This is a genomic window from Synechocystis sp. CACIAM 05 (assembly GCF_010222815.1).
GTDB lineage: Bacteria > Cyanobacteriota > Cyanobacteriia > Cyanobacteriales > Microcystaceae > Synechocystis.
Genome location: NZ_CP019225.1, coordinates 711,253 through 731,537, shown reverse-complemented (window position 1 = coordinate 731,537; position 20,285 = coordinate 711,253). Strand labels below are relative to the sequence as shown.

The 20,285-nt window shown below is 45.8% G+C and carries 19 protein-coding genes; 12 read left to right on the top strand and 7 right to left on the bottom strand.

Annotation, left to right across the window (positions count from 1 at the left end):
* Positions 1-206: 206 nt before the first annotated feature.
* The 3 genes from BWK47_RS03430 to BWK47_RS03420 form a co-directional block, all read right to left on the bottom strand.
* A complete protein-coding gene (locus BWK47_RS03430; protein WP_162327576.1) occupies positions 207-407 on the bottom strand; it encodes a hypothetical protein in 201 nt (66 codons plus the stop codon).
* 186 nt (positions 408-593) lie between these two features.
* The gene (locus tag BWK47_RS03425; protein WP_162327575.1) at positions 594-1,418 is read right to left on the bottom strand and encodes a hypothetical protein; all 825 of its coding nucleotides are present in this window, start codon (positions 1,416-1,418) and stop codon (positions 594-596) included.
* A gap of 170 nt (positions 1,419-1,588) precedes the next feature.
* Positions 1,589-1,807 (bottom strand): hypothetical protein, encoded by a 219-nt coding sequence (locus BWK47_RS03420; RefSeq protein ID WP_010871862.1) that lies wholly within the window; start codon positions 1,805-1,807, stop codon positions 1,589-1,591.
* Positions 1,808-2,613: 806 nt separating this feature from the next.
* Between BWK47_RS03420 and BWK47_RS03415 the strand changes: the two genes are divergently transcribed.
* The 5 genes from BWK47_RS03415 to BWK47_RS03395 all read left to right on the top strand — a co-directional run bounded on the left by BWK47_RS03415 (position 2,614) and on the right by BWK47_RS03395 (position 5,987).
* Positions 2,614-3,132 (top strand): phycocyanin subunit beta, encoded by a 519-nt coding sequence (locus BWK47_RS03415; protein WP_010871861.1) that lies wholly within the window; start codon positions 2,614-2,616, stop codon positions 3,130-3,132.
* Positions 3,133-3,242: 110 nt separating this feature from the next.
* Positions 3,243-3,731 (top strand): phycocyanin subunit alpha, encoded by a 489-nt coding sequence (gene cpcA / locus BWK47_RS03410; RefSeq protein WP_010871860.1) that lies wholly within the window; start codon positions 3,243-3,245, stop codon positions 3,729-3,731.
* A gap of 115 nt (positions 3,732-3,846) precedes the next feature.
* The gene (locus tag BWK47_RS03405) at positions 3,847-4,668 is read left to right on the top strand and encodes a phycobilisome linker polypeptide (RefSeq protein WP_162327574.1); all 822 of its coding nucleotides are present in this window, start codon (positions 3,847-3,849) and stop codon (positions 4,666-4,668) included.
* A gap of 45 nt (positions 4,669-4,713) precedes the next feature.
* Positions 4,714-5,589, top strand: coding sequence for a phycobilisome linker polypeptide (locus BWK47_RS03400; RefSeq protein WP_010871858.1), 876 nt, complete (start codon positions 4,714-4,716; stop codon positions 5,587-5,589).
* 146 nt (positions 5,590-5,735) lie between these two features.
* On the top strand, positions 5,736-5,987 hold the full coding sequence (locus BWK47_RS03395) for a phycobilisome linker polypeptide (protein WP_010871857.1): 252 nt from the start codon (positions 5,736-5,738) through the stop codon (positions 5,985-5,987).
* 231 nt (positions 5,988-6,218) lie between these two features.
* Here the strand turns inward: BWK47_RS03395 and serS are convergent, their stop codons facing one another.
* From serS to BWK47_RS03380, 3 genes are all read right to left on the bottom strand, one after another.
* Positions 6,219-7,511 carry a serine--tRNA ligase gene (serS, locus tag BWK47_RS03390; protein ID WP_162327573.1) on the bottom strand — a complete coding sequence of 431 codons (1,293 nt, stop codon included), beginning with the start codon at positions 7,509-7,511 and terminating at the stop codon, positions 6,219-6,221.
* Positions 7,512-7,600: 89 nt separating this feature from the next.
* Positions 7,601-8,356, bottom strand: a complete 756-nt coding sequence (locus BWK47_RS03385) for a DUF1995 family protein (protein WP_162327572.1) — start codon at positions 8,354-8,356, stop codon at positions 7,601-7,603.
* 31 nt (positions 8,357-8,387) lie between these two features.
* A complete protein-coding gene (locus BWK47_RS03380; protein WP_162327571.1) occupies positions 8,388-8,651 on the bottom strand; it encodes a TIGR02450 family Trp-rich protein in 264 nt (87 codons plus the stop codon).
* A 190-nt stretch (positions 8,652-8,841) separates the two neighbouring features.
* Between BWK47_RS03380 and BWK47_RS03375 the strand changes: the two genes are divergently transcribed.
* The 4 genes from BWK47_RS03375 to BWK47_RS03360 all read left to right on the top strand — a co-directional run bounded on the left by BWK47_RS03375 (position 8,842) and on the right by BWK47_RS03360 (position 16,352).
* A complete protein-coding gene (locus BWK47_RS03375; RefSeq protein WP_237269775.1) occupies positions 8,842-10,347 on the top strand; it encodes a polysaccharide biosynthesis/export family protein in 1,506 nt (501 codons plus the stop codon).
* A gap of 19 nt (positions 10,348-10,366) precedes the next feature.
* Positions 10,367-13,723 (top strand): DEAD/DEAH box helicase, encoded by a 3,357-nt coding sequence (locus BWK47_RS03370; RefSeq protein WP_162327569.1) that lies wholly within the window; start codon positions 10,367-10,369, stop codon positions 13,721-13,723.
* A 156-nt stretch (positions 13,724-13,879) separates the two neighbouring features.
* Positions 13,880-15,559 (top strand): BRCT domain-containing protein, encoded by a 1,680-nt coding sequence (locus tag BWK47_RS03365; protein ID WP_162327568.1) that lies wholly within the window; start codon positions 13,880-13,882, stop codon positions 15,557-15,559.
* A gap of 388 nt (positions 15,560-15,947) precedes the next feature.
* Positions 15,948-16,352: a (2Fe-2S) ferredoxin domain-containing protein gene (locus BWK47_RS03360; RefSeq protein WP_162327567.1), complete on the top strand. Its 405-nt coding sequence runs from the start codon at positions 15,948-15,950 to the stop codon at positions 16,350-16,352.
* On the opposite strand, the gene BWK47_RS03355 is transcribed toward BWK47_RS03360, so the two are convergent.
* Positions 16,347-17,195, bottom strand: coding sequence for a DUF1350 family protein (locus tag BWK47_RS03355; RefSeq protein WP_162327566.1), 849 nt, complete (start codon positions 17,193-17,195; stop codon positions 16,347-16,349). The genes BWK47_RS03360 and BWK47_RS03355 overlap by 6 nt on opposite strands.
* A 162-nt stretch (positions 17,196-17,357) precedes the next feature.
* Here BWK47_RS03355 and BWK47_RS03350 point away from each other — a divergent pair, with 162 nt between their 5' ends.
* Genes BWK47_RS03350 through cofG form a run of 3 tightly spaced genes read left to right on the top strand, consistent with a single transcriptional unit; the run spans position 17,358 to position 20,090 of the window.
* Positions 17,358-18,518, top strand: coding sequence for a SpoIID/LytB domain-containing protein (locus BWK47_RS03350; RefSeq protein ID WP_237269774.1), 1,161 nt, complete (start codon positions 17,358-17,360; stop codon positions 18,516-18,518).
* A gap of 12 nt (positions 18,519-18,530) precedes the next feature.
* Positions 18,531-19,145 (top strand): alpha/beta hydrolase, encoded by a 615-nt coding sequence (locus BWK47_RS03345; RefSeq protein WP_162327564.1) that lies wholly within the window; start codon positions 18,531-18,533, stop codon positions 19,143-19,145.
* 3 nt (positions 19,146-19,148) lie between these two features.
* The gene (gene cofG, locus BWK47_RS03340) at positions 19,149-20,090 is read left to right on the top strand and encodes a 7,8-didemethyl-8-hydroxy-5-deazariboflavin synthase subunit CofG (protein ID WP_162327563.1); all 942 of its coding nucleotides are present in this window, start codon (positions 19,149-19,151) and stop codon (positions 20,088-20,090) included.
* Positions 20,091-20,285 lie beyond the last annotated feature (195 nt).

Here is a 20,285-nt window from a genome sequence, read left to right as displayed (position 1 = left end):
TCACACCGCTTCCATTAAATCCTTCTGCCCTAGTGGATAACTGAAGCCCATGCCCAGTGGGATTTACCACAGCCCCAACAATAAGCAAGATTAATACTCAAGCGAGAGCCCAGCTCCCCTTTGGCCAAAGCCAGACATAAACATGGGAAAACTGGGCAAAATTTGACTTAATTTAGTCGAGCAAAAACAGTCTAGACATAAAAATACTAGTCGTAATAATCCCGGCTGGAAACATTACCGATCACCGCTTCATCTTGATTGATGCAACTGGTGTTACGGGCAAAATTGCAGACCCTGGCCCAGAGCCGGGCCCTCGTTCCCGCCGGCCCAGAGGAGAAAACCACCTTGGAGCCATTTTCAATGGTGACGCCACACACGGGACAGGTTTCTGCGGGGAAAACACTCATGAGTATTTATTCCTAGTGAATGAATTAGAAGCTACGTTAGGGGATTTAACCGGAGTAGACCGTCACAAATGTTACTGTTTACCCAATTAATTTTAAGAAATTTTAAATTTCATTGACAAAAAAGTCACTTTATATTTCAAAAGTGACAATCCATACGAGGTTATCTGGTTTGGCGCTATCCACTATCTACCAACTAGCATTACGCCAGTTACCGTTGTTATTAGTGGGCACCGTTTGCCTTTGGCCATTGCCGATGCGGAGGGGAGATTGCAACATTAGGGTCAAATCCCGGCTGGAAACGGTTAACAATTCTTCGGAGCCACCGCCAACAATCCCTGCGGTGGGCAGACCCCAGCCAGCTAAGGCACCTGCCGCTGCTCCCCCAAGCACTTCCAGAGGGGTAATACGGCGATCGCCAGTGGTACCGGAAATGATTGTTGCCGTGCCGGCCCCAGCCAAAGTCCCCATAATCACATCGGAAGCACTCGCCCCCTTATTGACCGTTTGAAAACCGACAAGCTCACGGGAACGGGCATTAATCGGTAAATATTCGCCATTATTGAGCACCAATTGTTGGGCCACAAATTGCATCGCATTACCATTGGCGATCGGGCGAAACTGACCAATAATTTCACTGCCAGCAGGAATAATCGTAACACCATCGGATTGACGGAGGGCCGTAGTTGTGCGGAGACTGGCCGCCCTGGTTTCTCCCCTTCTCAATGTGATTTGTCCTTGGTCAACCGCCACAGGAATCATCGTTTGGGCCGGCACTTCCACATTGTAGAGTTGACCTATGTTATAGCTAGACCGAGGAGCGCCGGGATAGGCATTATTGTTATTCCATCGGTTAGAATTTTGGGCGGCATTGCCACGGTTGGGACGGGGACGAGCTTCCACCGGATTAGTAAAACTACCAACCAACCCTCCCATCAAGAGAACGGTAGTCAATAAAGCTGTGGAGCGGCGGGCTTGCCAATGCAGCTTAGGGAACGAAAAACTATTAAACATCCTAATTTCCTCACCTGATTGCGGATATTGGTTGTGGGAAAATCTTGCCCCACTACATCCAGGTTAGGGAAAGGGAAAAGGAATGTCAGTCCCCGCTAACATGGAAGTGTTTAGCCAAATATTGACCAGTCAAGTGGAAAAAAAGGGAGTTCTCCGTCCAAGTAAACGCCTCAACCACGCTTTTGCCTGACCCGTCCCATCGATAGGCGACGGACATAGGCCACTCTTCCCATGCGGCTGGCCACGGAGTGAACAATTTCAGCCCTAGTTTCGTGGTCAACCACCGGCTTATTGGATGCACAATTTAATAATTTTTCCAGGTCGGTAATTTTCCGCTTGAGGGCCAGATCATCGGGTAGACTAAAACAATCAACAGTACAATCAAACATGATTAAAAAAAGACTTGAATGTCACTAACTACATCCAGTCTTTGCCATGGCCAGTCTTTCCACCAGAGAAACTATCACATTAACCAGGTGATTTAGATCACAGACAAACCACAGGGACGTTGCTTAGGCTAAATCCCATGAAGAGAAGGTTTATGGCTCCTGATGAAGTTATTTAGCCCATTAGCAAGGCAAATCAAAGACGGTCCCGACTTCGTTATAAAATAAACTTAACAAATCTATACCCACCTGTAGAGAAGAGTCCCTGAATATCAAACATGGTGGGATAAAAAGCTCAAAAAGGAAAGTAGGCTGTGGTTCCCTAGGCAACAGCCTTCCCTACCCCACTGGAAACTAAAAAAACGAGAAAAGTTCGCACCGAACATCAATTGCATAATTTTAGCCCTAAAACATAAGCTGAACAAAACTGGTTGTCTTCCCTTCCCAATCCAGGACAATCTGAGAATCCCCTGCAACATTACTTAACAAAAAAGCAGGAATAAAATTAACAAGATGTAACAGACATAAGTCCCATCACCGTTGTATAAAGTTAACTGTGGGATTGCAAAAGCATTCAAGCCTATGGCGCTGAGCTGTTTGAGCATCCCGGTGGCCCTTGTCGCTGCCTCCGTGTTTCTCCCTGGATTTATTTAGGTAATATCTCTCATAAATCCCCGGGTGGTTAACGAAAGTTAATGGAGATCGGTAACAATAACTCTAGGGTCATTACTTTGGACTCCCTCAGTTTATCCGGGGGAATTGTGTTTAAGAAAATCCCAACTCATAAAGTCAAGTAGGAGATTAATTCAATGTTCGACGTATTCACTCGGGTTGTTTCCCAAGCTGATGCTCGCGGCGAGTACCTCTCTGGTTCTCAGTTAGATGCTTTGAGCGCTACCGTTGCTGAAGGCAACAAACGGATTGATTCTGTTAACCGCATCACCGGTAATGCTTCCGCTATCGTTTCCAACGCTGCTCGTGCTTTGTTCGCCGAACAGCCCCAATTAATCCAACCCGGTGGAAACGCCTACACCAGCCGTCGTATGGCTGCTTGTTTGCGTGACATGGAAATCATCCTCCGCTATGTTACCTACGCAACCTTCACCGGCGACGCTTCCGTTCTAGAAGATCGTTGCTTGAACGGTCTCCGTGAAACCTACGTTGCCCTGGGTGTTCCCGGTGCTTCCGTAGCTGCTGGCGTTCAAAAAATGAAAGAAGCTGCCCTGGACATCGTTAACGATCCCAATGGCATCACCCGTGGTGATTGCAGTGCTATCGTTGCTGAAATCGCTGGTTACTTCGACCGCGCCGCTGCTGCCGTAGCCTAGTCTGGTTATTTTAAAAACCAACTTTACTCAGGTTCTATACCCGAGAAAATCCAGCTTAAAGCTGACATATCTAGGAAAATTTTCACATTCTAACGGGAGATACCAGAACAATGAAAACCCCTTTAACTGAAGCCGTTTCCACCGCTGACTCTCAAGGTCGCTTTCTGAGCAGCACCGAATTGCAAATTGCTTTCGGTCGTCTACGTCAAGCTAATGCTGGTTTGCAAGCCGCTAAAGCTCTGACCGACAATGCCCAGAGCTTGGTAAATGGTGCTGCCCAAGCCGTTTATAACAAATTCCCCTACACCACCCAAACCCAAGGCAACAACTTTGCTGCGGATCAACGGGGTAAAGACAAGTGTGCCCGGGACATCGGCTACTATCTCCGCATCGTTACCTACTGCTTAGTTGCTGGTGGTACCGGTCCTTTGGATGAGTACTTGATCGCCGGTATTGATGAAATCAACCGCACCTTTGACCTCTCCCCCAGCTGGTATGTTGAAGCTCTGAAATACATCAAAGCTAACCACGGCTTGAGTGGCGATGCCCGTGACGAAGCTAATTCCTACCTCGATTACGCCATCAATGCTCTGAGCTAGTCAGTTTTTAATTCTAGCTGGCCTGGAAGGGTGGGAAAGTGTTAACAACTGGTTGACAATATTCCGCTTTTCCAGGTCTTGTCGTATTTATTGACACTTAATCTAGGAGAATAAAATGACTAGTTTGGTTTCGGCCCAGCGTCTGGGCATTGTGGCCGTGGATGAGGCTATTCCCCTCGAGCTTCGTTCCCGGAGTACAGAGGAAGAGGTGGATGCCGTTATCCTGGCGGTTTACCGTCAAGTTTTGGGCAACGATCATCTCATGTCCCAGGAACGACTGACCAGTGCAGAATCTTTGCTCCGGGGCAGGGAGATTTCGGTAAGGGATTTTGTTCGGGCTGTGGCTCTGTCGGAAGTGTACCGGCAGAAGTTTTTCCATTCCAACCCACAAAATCGTTTTATCGAGCTTAATTATAAGCATTTATTGGGACGGGCTCCCTACGATCAGTCGGAAATTGCTTTCCACACCGATCTTTATCACCAGGGGGGCTATGAAGCGGAGATCAATTCCTATATTGACTCCGTAGAATACACGGAAAACTTTGGAGATTGGGTTGTACCTTATTTCCGCGGCTTTGCTACCCAGCGGAATCAAAAAACCGTTGGTTTCAGCCGTTCTTTCCAGGTGTATCGGGGCTACGCTACCAGTGATCGTTCCCAGGGAAATGGTTCCCGTTCTCGATTGACGCGGGAGTTGGCTCGCAATACAGCTTCTCCGGTGTATGCCGGTTCTACGGCCGAGAGTTTGCGGGGAACTTCGGCGGGTAGTCGTAACCAAATGTATCGTTTGCAAGTGATTCAAGGGGCGGCCTCCGGTCGTGGCACCCGAGTGCGCCGTGGTAAAGCGGAGTATCTAGTTTCCTACGATAATTTGTCTGCCAAGTTGCAACAAATCAATCGCCGAGGAGATACGGTCACAATGATTTCCCTTGCCTAGAATCAGGATTTTTTGTCAACCTAGTTAGTAAAAGGAGATTATTTAGTGGCAATTACAACCGCAGCCTCCAGATTGGGGGTGGCTCCCTATAATGAGTCCCGTCCTGTGGAGTTACGCCCTGACTTTAGCCTTGATGATGCCAAAATGGTGATTCGGGCTGTATATCGTCAGGTTTTAGGCAACGATTACATTATGGATTCTGAGCGCCTCAAGGGTGCCGAGTCTCTTTTGACCAATGGTTCTATTAGTGTGCGGGAATTTGTCCGTACCGTGGCCAAGTCGGAACTTTATAAGAAGAAATTCCTTTATAACAACTTCCAAACCCGGGTCATCGAACTCAACTACAAACATCTGTTGGGTCGTGCTCCTTTCAGTGAAGATGAGGTGATTTTCCATCTCGATCTCTATGAAAATCAGGGTTTTGATGCGGATATCGATTCTTACATTGATTCGGTCGAATACCAAGAGAACTTTGGGGAAAATATTGTTCCCTATTATCGTTTTAATAATCAGGTAGGCGATCGCACTGTGGGATTTACCCGCATGTTCCGTCTTTACCGTGGTTATGCCAACAGTGACCGTTCCCAGTTAGAGCGCAGTTCTAGTCGTCTGGCAACGGAGTTGGGACAAAATACTGTTTCGGCGATCGTGGGACCTAGTGGCAGTAATGCTGGTTGGGCCTATCGTCCTTCTCGGGCCGGCAATACCCCAGCAAAAGCGTTGGGTGGTACGGTTCCCTTTGGTCAAGCAAGTAAGCTGTTCCGGGTGGAAATTACAGCCATTTCTGCGCCCGGTTATCCCAAAGTGCGTCGGAGCAATAAGGCGGTAATTGTTCCCTTTGAACAACTCAACCAGACCTTACAACAAATCAATCGTTTGGGGGGTAAGGTTGCTAGTATTACCCCGGCTAGCTTGAGCTAGATTTCTGTTTAGTTCAGGAGGAGAAGTGGCTTGACTTTATTTTCCCTTTGGGGAATAACTTGGGGTCGCTTCTCTTTTTGTCTTTGTAGATGATTTTGCTAATTAGCAAATTAAAACTTTAGTGTTCAGGAGTTTTTAGAATCGCCATGTTAGGTCAATCTTCTTTGGTGGGCTATTCCAATACCCAGGCGGCTAACCGTGTCTTTGTCTATGAAGTCAGTGGACTCCGCCAGACCGATGCCAATGAAAACAGTGCCCACGATATTCGTCGCAGCGGTAGTGTGTTTATCAAAGTTCCCTATGCCCGTATGAATGATGAGATGCGCCGCATTTCCCGTCTGGGGGGAACTATTGTTAACATTCGTCCCTATCAAGCTGACAGCAACGAACAAAACTAGGCTATTTTGTTAATTACTATTTGAGCTGAGTGTAAAATACCTTACTTACTCAAAAGCATTAACTAACCATAACAATGACTAATCTCTTTTTTTGATTGAACTCCAAACTAGAATAGCCATCGAGTCAGTCCATTTAGTTCATTATTAGTGAAAGTTTGTTGGCGGTGGGTTATCCTTTGATAAACCACCGTTTTTGTTTGGGCAAAGTAACGATTTGATGCAGTGATGGGTTTAAAGATAATCCCGTTTGAGGAAATCCTGCAGGACGACGGGAACTTTAACCTGACCGCTGCTGGGTTCGTAATAATTTTCTAAAATTGCCGCCATGGTGCGCCCGATCGCCAAACCGGAACCGTTGAGAGTGTGAACAAATTGGGTGCCTTTTTTGCCCTTTTCCTTGTAGCGAATGTTGGCCCGGCGGGCTTGGAAATCGTGGAAGTTAGAACAACTGGAAATTTCCCGGTAGGTGTTAGCCGATGGTAACCAAACTTCCAGGTCGTAGCATTTAGCCGCTCCAAAACCTAAATCACCGGTACATAATTCCACCACTCGATAGGGTAATTCTAGGGCTTGGAGAATAGCTTCTGCATCCGCAACTAGGGCTTGGTGTTCAGCGGCGGATTCCTCTGGTTTAACTAATTTAACTAATTCGACTTTATTGAACTGATGTAAACGAATCAACCCTTTGGTATCCCGGCCGTAACTACCAGCTTCCCGCCGAAAACAGGGAGTGTAAGCACAATGTTTAATGGGGAGTTGTTCTAAGTCTAAAACTTCGTCCCGATAAAGGTTAGTCACTGGCACTTCGGCGGTGGGAATAAGCCAGAGGTCATCCTCCCGACATTGAAAACTTTCCTCAGCAAATTTGGGTAATTGCCCTGTGCCCAGCAGGGAATCGCTGTTAACCAAAATGGGAGGCATAATCTCCTGGTAGCCCACGCCAATGTGACGTTCCAGCATGAAGTTAATCAGAGCCCTTTCCAAGGCAGCTCCGGCTTTCATGAGGGAAATAAAACGACTCTGGGCTACTTTAACTCCCCGCTCACTGTCAATAATGCCTAATTTTTCACCGATTTCCCAATGGGGTAAAATCCCTACTGTTTCTGCTTTTAGGTATTGATCTCCCCAACGTTTTACTTCGATGTTATCAGCTTCACTCGCTCCTATGGGAGTGGTTTCACAAGGCAAATTGGGCAGTTCTAGTAACAGCTTTTGCAACTGCTCTTTGAGGTCTTTTTCCTGGGGTTCTAAATCTGCTAACTGGATTTTTAAACTATTACCTTCTTCCCGTAAAGTTTGAATTTCTTCCCCTTTAGGATCGGCTCCCTGACCAATTTTTTGGCCAATTAATTTACCGATTTCATTACTACGACTTTGCAGTACAGTTCGTTCGCTTTCCTTGGCTTTTTGCTCAGCGGAGATCGCCAAAATGGGTTCGAGATTGTAATTGGCCCCGCCCCCCCTTTGGTTGAGACGTTGTTGAACATCGACGGGATTTTCACGAATTTGCTTGAGGTCTAACACAAACCAACTCTACTTAAAATTCTAGATTTTTGAAAAAGTGACAGTCAATCCCATACAGTTTAAGTCGTTGGGGTGAATTTCCGGCCTTACTATTGGCTGAGAGCTTTGAGAAAACGGTTTAAATTGGCCATGATGCCTCCTCGTTTAGGACTAGAGCTGGCACCTTCCGAGCTGGCCGCCTGGGGATTGGCATTAGTGCTTTCTATCAATAGTCTTTCCAGGGCTTCCCCCGCTGGCTTTTCAGGCAATTCCGTTAAAAGTTCGTATTCTTCCCCCTTTTCTAGCAATACTTGCCACCTGGAAGGGTGGGAGCGTAACACTACTGCTCCATCTAGGGGACGGAAATAATAAGCGCTAAACAGAGTGCTCAAAAACCGTTGTCGCAGTTGCCGGGCCGCATAGCCAATGCCCACAATGGACACATCTTCTAGTTGGGGAATGAGCAAAACCACCGGGCGATCGCCGGCCAATTCACAGAGTTTTTCCACACTTTGCACTTCCACCGCAGAAGGGGAGACCACCAAAAATACTTGGTCAGATTCAGCAATTTTGCGGTCAATGGGGGTGTAGCGACTACCTAAATCTCCAATTTGAAAAGGAACTTCACCCCAATCCCTTTTTGCCAGGGCCGCCGCTCCAGTATCGGGAAAAATTATCCGTAGTCCCAATCCTTGATCAGCAAATAATTGGCTAAATTCTAAGGCAATAGCTTGGGCTTGGAGGGCAATTTCTGGCACCGCCAATTCCACCTGGATACGACGGTAGCCATCATCTAAGGCCCTTTGGGTGGCGGCGATCGCCTCGGAGATGGCCTCATCAATGGTGGAGGGAACGGGGAGGGACATGGTTATGGGGGGAGGATTAATGACTCGGAGGCTATTTTAGCGCTATCTGATCTTCCCTATCCCTTTCCATGGCTTGGAGGGGTTGCCAGCCTGATCGCCAAAGCAGATCATCTTTAAGTTGTTGGGCATTGAGCCAAAAGCGCACTTTCGGATCGCAACTGGCCACCATTTCCGCAAAAACCCACTGACCCTCCTGCCGTCGATTAACCACTTGGAAGTGTCGCCAACCCCAGGTTTTTTGTTGGGCTGTCCATTTGGAACCGAGGAGATGGGGAAATTTTTGCTTGCGGGCCATGGGAAAAGTTAACCAAAAGCTGAACAAAATTTTTACAGTGCCTACCTGAACATATGATATCCGTCTACAATGTGCCCAGGCTATGGGGATAATCTGGTGGCCTTGAACTTGGAAACCAAAAGGAACATAATCCTTTCTTTTAGTCCAGTCAGATCTTTAACTTTTGGCTTTTCTCCATTTGATGAATGCTATGAATCCTAGTCAATCCTTCCCTTCTAAACTCGGTGGTGCAGTGCTGGTAACCACCATGGCCTGTTTAGGTCTGTGGACACAGGAAGCATTTGCTCAAATTGGTAGTCCTTTCCCTAGTCTATTACCGCAGACCAGTCCCCAAAATGCTCCCTCTATCCTACCTCCAGAGAGTGAATATACCCTCGGCCCCGGCGATCGCCTCCGGGTCGATGTGCTGCAGGTGGAAGGGTTATCCGGGGAATATCAAGTTCTAGTGGATGGCACAGTGGGTTTTCCCCTCATTGGCACTGTCAGAGTTGCCGGCCTAACCATCCCAGAACTAAACCAAATTTTAGTTAGCCAGTACGCAAAATATATTCGCCGTCCCTTGGTCACTGCCATTCTGACTGTCCCTCGCCCCCTAAGCATCACCCTTTCCGGTGAGGTCAATTCCCCCGGCGCCTACGCCCTGGCGATCGAAGGCGGGCAGAAATTTCCTACCCTCACCCAAGTAATTCAACAGGCTGGCGGTCTTACCCCCGTATCGGACATCAGTCGGGTGCAGCTGCGTCGGCAAAAGGGTAATCAGCAAGAAAACTACAGTATTAACCTGTGGGAACTGCTACAGGAAGGAAACTCCCGTCAAAATGTCACCCTAAGGGACGGGGATATTGTCATTATCCCTAGCAAAACTGCCACAGATCCGAGGGAAGTACGACAATTAGCCGACGCAAATTTTGGTATTCGTTTTGAGCAAGAAATCAACGTCGCTGTAATCGGAGAAATTTTTCGTCCTGGTTCTTATAAACTCTCCCCTGCTATCCGCGCTTCTAGTATCACCCAAGTTAGTGCAGATAACACCAACCAAAATGCAGCGAGCACACGCTCTAATGTGGAAAACACTCAACCTGTGCGTTTAACCCAAGCTATTCAGGAAGCAGGGGGCATTAAGTCTCAAGCTGACATCCGCAATGTTGAGGTGCGCCGAGAAAATCGTAATGGGGACTTTGAGTTGATTGTAGTCAATCTTTGGGAACTCTTAGACGAAGGCAACCTGGACAAGGACGTTATTCTCCAAAATGGCGATGTCATCACTGTGCCCCAGGCCAAGGAACTTTCACCAGATGAATTTGAAGCCACTGCTACTGCTAACTTTTCACCTCGTTCCATCACTGTCAACGTTGTCGGGGAAGTGCGACGGGGGGGGGCCATTCAGTTGCAACCCAATTCCACCTTAAACCAAGCAATTTTAGCAGCCGGTTCCTTCGATCCTATTCGAGCAGATAAGGCCAGTGTTGATCTGATTCGTTTAAATCCCGATGGCACAGTCACTAAGCTTAATATTGCCCCGGACTTTAGTCTCAATATTAGTTCTGACAGAAATCCAACTTTAAGAAACAATGACGTAGTTTTAGTCAATACCAGTGGTTTAACCCAAGCAACCGATACTCTCAGGGAATTATTTAGTCCCATTGGGGCACTTTTAGGAGGAGGTATTCCTAGTCTCATCAACATCCTCAACTAATATTCACCTAGATTGTTCCATGAATCATGATGAGAAGGCTGCAGAAATATGTCAAGTATTAAATTCAATAGGTCGTCCTGGAACAACAGCAAAAGATGACTTTTTTGCGCTCTCGGCACTCTTTTATAAGTTCATCAAAGCTTTTACTGAATCTGAAAATATAGTTTTCAGAAATTTTTATGCAAAATTTAGGTATTGTATTAGCAAAATAAATCTAGACGAAGAAGATGTAAGCAATTTTGAAGCTTTTCGGAAATTTATCCGCAGGGGCTTTTCTGAAAAAGTCAACCAAGTTGCCATTGAGCAAGGAATCTTGTTGCTCCAAAAATTATGCCTGCAAGCAACTGAAAATTCCGAACTACTGGGATTCACTTTTGACAATAGTAAATATAACAATCAATATTTTACCAAGCTTTTTCAAGCAAGGCGATCGCCGTCTACTAAGTACCTGAAGCTTTTATATACAGGACATCACAGGAGTCAATCAAAGCGGGCATTTCATCTCTACGGTTTTGATTTAGAAAACCTACAAACAAACATTGTCATAGAGTGTGATTGGTTTAATGCTCCCCATTTATTTTATTTAATCGACTTATTAAAAGAAGATACATTAATTACTTGCCATAATTTGGTGCCAGTAGCTGAAAATAAATATCAGGCCAAATCAGAATCATTAATCGTTATTGAGCCGGACTTTCTGGTAGATGCCAGCGCAATCAGTGAGTGTTTTGGCAACAAAAATACGAGCAGTGATATTTTTTGGCTAACCAAACTAGTAGGAGAATTAGTTGGTGCTGCAGCTTTTAAGGGGACTATTGTCGGTTACTGCCTAGATGAGCTAGTCAGAAATAAGCAAATTAATATTGATCAAATTTTTACAGATTACAAAAAGTCAGACGCTCTGAGATCTGCTTATCTTGGCGAACAGGAGATGAATGATATTCAAACGTCGATTGTTCAAGAACATCTTCCTAACATCAGTAAATTAGTGGAAAGATTACAGGCAGAAAACTTAAGAATTTGGATTGAACCTACATTTTTTTCACAACATTATGGTCTACAAGGAAGACTAGATTTACTAACTATTAATTCCAATGGATTTAAAGATATTATTGAGTTAAAAAGTGGTGGTGCCCCCTATCCAGGTAGAGAATGGAAAAATCATAAAATGCAGGTGGTAGCCTACAACATGATGCTCGAAAGCACCTATAAAAATTATGTTGGTAACAAAGAGATATTTTATTCCAAATCAGATCAGCCCCGCAGAAATATTGTTAGCGAATCTCAAGAAAAAAATGAGTTGATTAAAGTCAGAAATGCAATTGTTAGCCAAATTTACCAGTTAGCTAGGGGCAACTTTACCGGCCTAGACAAGCTTAAAACTGATGGTGCTGGAGAGTTACCAGAATATAATCAACGACGATTAAAGCGTTTTCAACAAAACTACCAGCCAGAAAAGTTGACGACAAACTATTACCAACAGCTACTCTCGTTCATTCTACGGGAATTAATTAACAATAAAATATCAGATCATCAGCAATCTGAGTTGGAAGATAAGCATCAAACATCGACAGGGTTCGCTAGTTTGTGGTTAGATGATTTTAATGTTAAACAGAATAACTATCGCTTAATTTATGATCTTAAACTAATCAAGGTTGACAAAGAGAAAAGTTATCTTTCATTAGCATTGACTCAGACTGATGTGGCCCATTCATTCCGCTCTGGTGACATAGTAATTATTTATCCCAAAATAAATGGTGTGTATGACCCTTTAAAACAGCATATTTTTAAAGGCTCGATCAAGGGAATTAATCAGAGTCAGATAGTAGTTTCTTTATTTAATAAGCAAAATGATTATTCATTTATCGAGCAATATGATTTTTGGGCTTTAGAGCCAGATATTTTCGAGCGCAACTACTGGAGTAGTATTGCCTGTTTGTTGGAAATATTGTCTTGTTCCATGGAGAAAAAACAATTACTTTTAGGGCATTTGGAGCCACAAAAAGTGTTAATAGATTATCAGGTAAATATTTACCTGAGCAATGATCAAAATCAAATTATTTGCCAGGCTCTCGAGGCTAAGCATTATTATTTACTACAAGGACCACCAGGTACGGGGAAGACTAGTATATTTTTGGTTAATTACGTACAAAATTTACTTAAATTAAACAAGAAAAATATTTTTATCCTGGCTTTTACGAATAAGGCAGTGGAACAGATTTGTAAAGCCCTTAAATCCCCACGCTATGGAGAGCCAATAGATTATCTGCGTTTAGGTAACAAAACTGTAGTTGATGAAAATTTGCTGACTGAAAGATTAACTGGAGATAATGCGGATATTTGGCGTAAGTATTTGCAAGAAAATCAAGTATTTGTTACTACCGTTTCCACGTTTAAGGATAAGTATTTATTACTTAGGGAATTTGTTGACGAATTTGATCAGCTAATCATCGATGAAGCGTCACAATTAACGGAAGCAGATGTGGCTGGAATAGTGGTTTTATTTAATAAGTTTGTCTTGATTGGTGATCAAAAGCAACTGCCAGCAGTAATTACTCAGAGTGAAGAAGATTGCCTGGTAAAAACGAAAGAATTTTCTCGTTACAACATAAACTTTACAGATCTGAGAATATCTTTGTTTGAAAGATTAATTACCAATGCCCAAAATAAGGGATGGAATCATTGTTACGGACAACTAACTGAGCATTATCGTATGCATAGAGATATTGCTTCATTGATAGCCCATCATTACGATCGCCCTTTGGTGGAACAGAGGGAGGAACAGAGAAAAATTGAGTCAAGTTACGAAAATAATGATAATGACTTGTTAAGTAAATTGAGTAAGAGTAGAACTATTTTTATTGAAACCCCATCGGAAACTAGCATTCAGCGCAAGAATACTAACGAAGCCATCATTGCGGCGACCATCGTCAAAATTTACTGGGAGAATAAACTGTTGCCAATGGCAGAAATTGGCATTATTGCTCCTTTTCGGGCTCAGGTAGCGGAAATTAATCAACAATTGGAAAAAACTTTTGCTGGCGCTGATTTTTCAAGGGATTCCATTGTGGTGGATACGGTGGAAAGATTCCAGGGGGATGAAAGAGAATTAATTATTTTTTCCACTACCATTTCTTGGTCTAAGCAGGTTAAAAATATTCAAAGCATCGCTGATGGCGATCGCCAGGGAACAGACCGGAAATTATTGGTCAGTATTTCCAGGGCAAAAAGTAAGCTAGTCATTTTAGGTAATTCATCCCAGTTGCAATTCGCTCCAGCCTATAGGGAATTGATTAAGCATATTGAACAGGGCAATGGATTAATTGATCTAGAAATAGGACAAAAAATAGTAAATTCCCATGGCGGGGAATTTTAGAGAGTGGGCCAAGGTCACCTGGCCCCCTGCCTCGATTAAGTTTTGCGACTATTTCGCCCCGTCGTCCCATAAAAGGTTCCTAAACTTGCTATAAGAGGATCTAGAGTCCAGTCCAGTGGCGATTGGCGTTGATGTTTTTGATCGAGGAGACGGTGGATGACCCCATTGGAATTGAGCTACCCCTTAAGCGGATTGGTTTTGGCCCTAGGCAGCGGCATATATGTCTGGAATAGTCGTCGTGCCCTAGAAAAAAAACTGGCCCAATCCCAACCCTCCGATCAGCCTCCCACTTTAATCGCTGGCTCTGGAACTCCGGCGGTAAAAGAAGTTGCCCCCGAAAACGATGGGGAATCTCCAGAAGCTGTCATCCACGCCAAGGGAAAATTGCGTCGTTTAGAAAAAGATTTGCAATCCGTCCAAGCTTCCTTGGAAAATGCCTTGGTGGAACGGGATCAGTTGACAGAAAACTGCCAAGCCCAAGAAAAAATGGTGGCCGCCCTGCAACACCAATTGGCCCACTATGACGACATCCAAAGCGAAAAATTTGTCGGTCTGCAAAAGCTCAATCAAGAATTGCTCCAGGAAAATACCAACTTGTCCGATCGCCTCAAGCAAGCGGTCAATGAAGTGGCGGAAACTCGGCCTAAACTGGTTCAGTTGAATTCTTTAGTGACTCGCAATCAACAGTTGAGTGACCAACTCAGCTATGTAGAACAAAATCAAGCTAAGGCGATCGAGCAACGTTTAGCATCCCAGGAAAAGCTCTGGCAACAAAGACATGAGCAAGAACAAGCTCAATGGAATAGTCAGGTGTCCCAATGGGAAGAGCAGGTGCGGCAACTGACTACGGAACGGGATCAAGTTCAACAGGAATTACAGACCGCAAGGCAACAAAGTCAGTCAGCCCAGACCCAAGCAGAAAATCTACAGGCCGCCCTCGATCGCCTAGGCCAACAGGAAGAACAATGGCAAGGGGAACGAAGTCAACTCACGGCTAAGCTCAATCAACTAGAGGAAGCGCAAAAAGAACTAGCCCTGGCCAATGCCGAATTAAAAGTCAAACTGGAAACTACCCAGGCCGAAGGCGATCGCCTTAAAACTGAGAAAAAAGAACAGGCCGCTGCCCTGCAATCTGCCCAGGGGCAAGTAACCCAACTGCAGCAAGAATTGGCTGCCCTACAGGAAAACTTAGCTAAGGCTAAAGCCGAGCCTCCTTCTGAGGTGCCAGACAAAATTAAAGCAGTTGAAATTGAAACCGCACCAGCCCAGGAAGCACCGGTGGCATCCCCTCCTCCTGCTCCGGTAACTGTTGAAGTTAAACAAGAATCGCCCAAATCAGTTCAAGCGGAAAAGGTTGAACCAGAACCGGAACCGACTCCAGTCCCACCAGCGGCCCAAGTAACCAAAGCTTCTGCGTCTCCAGCGAAAAAATCCACTGCTAAAGCTGTTGACGAGGTTTTGGGCCAAGAGGAAAAGCAAGTTAAAGCGGTGGAAAAAACTGAGCCGACCAAGGAAACTAAAACGGTTGCTCCAGTTGCCCCCACGGTGGAAACAGAAACCGTCACCGATCCAGTAGTCACTGCGCCCAGTAATCAAGAAGGGGTTCATCCCCTAGCTGAGAAAAAAGTTGTCATTCTCGGTACCCTCAACGCCATGAATCGGGAGGAAGCTAAAACTCGACTGCAAAATGTGGGGGCTGAATGCACTGGCGCTCCCAGTAGTAAAACCGATTACATTGTGGTGGGTAAAGCTCCAGGGGCGAAACTGAAGAAAGCTCAGAAGCTTGGCATTGCCCAATTATCAGAAGCCCAATTTTTAGAACTTTTGGGGGACTAAGAACGTGTTTGGTAAGTTTTATTTCGCCCCCTAAATGCCCTCACTAAAGCGACCGCAATACTGGGAGCCTTTCACCAAGTTTTCCTGCAAATTTGGGGGTCAGGGGGGCTTTTAAAACAGGCTCTAAAGGAATTCTAGATCTGCCCTCTAAATTGACTCCCAGCGGTTACTTCGATAGACCTTGAGGAAGCACAGGGCAATGGAGCAAAAAAATCTCAGACCACAAACCAAATAATGGCCAAACCCAACAGGGTCAATAGCATCATTAAATGGTTCATCCAGTCATCAAAGTTCCAATCTTTAAACATAATAATTTTGGTGGGTCAAGGCCACGGGGCTTTATTCTCTCCAACTATACGGCGATTATTCAGTTTTCGCGCACATTTCCATGGAAAACCCTGTCCCCATTACTCCCCCAGAAACCATTGTTGATAGTTGCCAACGTTTAGGCCTTGGGCGCATTCAACGGCATCTGTTTCTCTGTTGTGACCAAACTAAACCGAAATGCTGTAGCAAAGAAGATAGCCTCGCCACCTGGGATTATCTGAAAAAACGTTTGCCGGAGTTGGCGCTGGATTGCACCCTGGCCAGTCGTGATGGGAACATTTTCCGCACTAAGGCTAATTGTTTGCGGGTTTGCCAACAGGGGCCGATTTTACTGGTATATCCAGAGGGCATTTGGTACCGTAACGTCACCCCCACAGTAATGGAAAAAATTCTCCAAGAGCATATTTTGCAAAACCGTCCGGTGGAGGAGTATCGCTTTTTTACCCACCCTCTTTCGCCTTTATAGGTTATCAAAACCGCTATAAAAACGAGTCGGTTCTAGCCAACGGAGAATTTCCTTTTGCAGTCGCCTCAAATCCTGGGAAAGGGAATTTTTCAACCATTGCCCCACTGCGTCTAAGGGGGAAAACTCTTGGCCTGTTTCCCATTGAATGTCTTGCCCCAAAGGAGTCAAATGATTGCCAGGTAGGGGACAGTAGGCCACTAGATCAGCGGTTTTTTGATTTAAAATTGGTCTTAAACCTAGGGTTTGGTCAATGTCATCGTTGGAAAATTTAATTAATAAATTACGCCGCACTCGATAATTTTCGGTAATCAAAAGGTTGGTTTCCTCCGGCGAAGGAGTAAATTCAAAATTTAAATCTAGCTGTAAATTAAACTGTCTGAGTTGCTTTTGCACCCCTGTGAGGAATTTATCCAGTTGCAGTTGGGCTAATTGTTCCCCAAAGGGAATAGCCTGTTTAACGGGATAGTTATTAAACGCAACGAGGATATTGCCGGCCCGCTCCACCTCGTACAAACTGCCAATGAGTAGATGTAGCTTACAACCCAAGCTATGGCCTAAGCCGTATACCGGCAGTAAACCAGTGGTAATTTCCCCTTGTTTTTGCAATCTTTCTAGAATAATTTCAAAGCGATTCAGCACACTACGGGCGATCGCCTGGTGGTCAAAGGTGTTAAGAAAAGGAGTGGCCACCACCACATAACCGGCTTTACCTAGTTCCGTTAACAGCCAACGATAGGCTACATTGGGGGCCGTACCGACAAAAGCTCCCCCGAGAAAATGCACCACGGCGATCGGTTGGGGCGGCACTAGAACCCAACTGCCAGAAATTTCACGCCATTCCATCGAAGTTTATTTCCTCTACAAAAAACTTGCCCAGTGGATAACCACCGTTATTTTAACGATCTTTCCCCCTTTGGTCGGCGCTGTAACTGGCTTGGCAAAATCCCCGGCAACAGCTACCTTGGTTAGGATTGACCGGTAGATTGTGCTGTGAGGAAATTTGTCATGGAATTTACGACCAAAACAGGGGGTTCCCTGCCGACAAACTTACGGGTTCTCCTCCCCTGGTTACAACTAATTGGTAAATCTAGTTTTTTCGGTTTAATTATTTCCCTGGCTTGGACTTTATCCGCCCAGGCGATGGAATTACGGGTTGCCATCAGTAAGGGTGTTAGTAATGTCAGAGTGGGCAGTTCCACCCCAGCCTTGGTGAAAAATGCCGGGGGAGCCACCATTGGCCGCTTAGATTCCCTCGTCCCCGCCAATGCCACTGCCTCCGGTCGCAACATTAACCTGGCTGGTATGCAAGCTTCCCAAATCACCATTGAACCCAGCGGAGATGGCCGCATTTGGATCGGCGATCGATGGTATCGGGGCAAAGTGCGTTTGATCCGTCAGGGCAATGGGGTCAGCGCCGTTAATCTGGTGGACATCGAAGAGTACTTATACAGTGTGGTTGGTTCCGAAGCCATTCCTTCCTGGCCTTTGGAAGCATTAAAAGCCCAGGCTGTGGCCGCCCGCACCTACGCCATTTACCAAACCAGCAAGGACAGTAACCGTTACTACGACCTGGACACCACCACCGCCACCCAGGTTTATAAGGGGATGAATAACGAATATGTCAGCACGGTGGAAGCAGTAGAAGCCACGGCGGGCCAGGTAATGACCTACAACGGTAAGGTGATTTTGGCTGCGTTCCATGCCGCCTCTGGGGGCCATACGGAAAATGTTGAAGACGTATGGATGTCGCCCCTGCCCTATCTACGGGGAGTGGTGGATTATGACCAAAGTTCGCCGGTGTTTAGCTGGAACCAAACCTTCAGTAACCGTGATTTGAGCCGACACATTGGTGGCATTGGCACTGTTACCGGTTTAACCCCTCTCAAAGTTACTCCCAGGGGTCGCATTGCTTCCATTCAAGTCAATGGCACCGGGGGGCGCAAAACTTTAACCGGCAATGCCATTCGTCAGGCATTAAAACTCCGGAGCACTCTGTTCACTGTGTCGAGAAATGGCGATAATTTCACCATTACAGGCCGTGGTTCTGGCCATGGCATTGGCCTAAGTCAGTGGGGAGCCTACGGTCTGGCCCAAAAAGGCACCCCCTACCAACAAATTTTGTCCCATTATTATCAGTCCGCCAGCCTCACCCAGTTAAATCGTTAGCATTGCCCTGCCATGGCTTTACATTTTTCGGCGATCGCCTACCCCGACCCAGCAGTTACATCAACGGATTCTAGTTATTTACTGGTGATGCTCCATGGTTGGGGGGCTGATGCTCGGGATTTGTCTGATCTGGCTCCCATGTTGGATTTGCCCCATTATCAGTGGCGATTCGTCAATGCCCCCTTTGCCCATCCCCAAATTCCCCAGGGCCGGGCTTGGTATGACCTCGAAAGTCAAAATTTTGAAGGTTTGGCCCAGGCAAGACAGGGTTTACGGGATTACCTGTTGGGTTTAGCAGAGGAAACGGGCATTCCCCTGGCCAGAACTGTGTTGGGAGGATTTTCCCAGGGGGGAGCCATGGCTCTGGATGTGGGCTTAACGTTGCCCCTGGCAAAGATTTTTTCCCTCAGCGGTTACCTCCATTTTCAGCCGGAATCCCAACCCCAGGCGATCGCCCCTATCTTGTTAATCCATGGCACCGAAGATCCGGTAGTCCCACTGCGAATGGCTCAACAGGCTAAAGCTGAACTAGAGGGGATTGGGGCATCGTTGGAATATGAAGAATTTCCCATGGGCCATGCCATTCCTCCCATGGCCTTGGCTCGGTTAAAGTCTTTTTTGAGTTGAAGTGTGTTGTCTATCACTTACAGTCCCGCTTATACCCTGGTTCCCACCTACGAGTGTTTTAACCGTTGTAGTTACTGCAATTTTCGGCAGGAGCCAGGAAAAGACCAATGGTTGACTGAAAGCGTTGCTAAACAGAGGCTGGAAAGTTTGGCAGGGCAGGGGGTAAGGGAAATTTTAATTCTGGCGGGGGAAGTGCATCCCCAATCCCCTCGTAGAAAAGCTTGGTTTGAACTTATTTGTAACTTGGGAAAAATCGCCCTAGATTTGGGATTTTATCCCCATACCAATGCGGGGCCTTTAAGTCGATCAGAAATGGCTCGTTTAAAGGAAGTGAATTTTTCCCTGGGGTTGATGCTGGAACAGGTATCGCCCCGACTGTTGACCACTGTGCATCGCCAGGCCCCCAGTAAAGAACCCCAACTCAGGTTAGAGCAACTACGATTAGCAGGGGAATTGGGTATTCCTTTCACCACTGGTTTATTACTGGGCGTTGGAGAAACTGACCAGGAAGTTGAAGAGAGTTTAATGGCGATCGCCAATATCCAACAAGAATACGGCCACATTCAAGAGGTGATTTTACAACCCCATAGCCCTGGGCAAAAACAAACAGATAATATTTCCGCCTACAGCCCACAAAAATTGGTGCAAGTTATTACCTTAGCAAGGGCAATATTACCCCAAGACATTACTTTACAAATACCGCCCAATTTAGTACCAAATTTCAGTGATTTACTATCTTGTTTAGCGGCTGGAGTTAGGGATTTAGGTGGCATTGTCCCCATTGATGAAGTTAACCCTGATTATCATCACCAATCGGTGAATCAACTGAGTCAATTGCTAGAAGAAAATGGCTATTTACTGCAACCAAGGTTTCCAGTTTATCCCGCTTATTTTTCCTGGCTCAATTGGGATTTACAGCAACGGCTACCAGTTTTTGCTAACTGATATCATTAGCCGATTCGAGTAACAATTTTTTCTGCTATCTGGCGACCCTGACTTTACTGGCGATCGCCATGGACAATTGCAAAAGCACCAAGCACGACCAAAAGCATAGAGGCGCTTACAGTAAGAAGCTGGTGAAGAAGAAGTTCTGGTGGGTAGGTCGTAAATTTTGTATGCGGCCTAACGGCTCAAATCAGC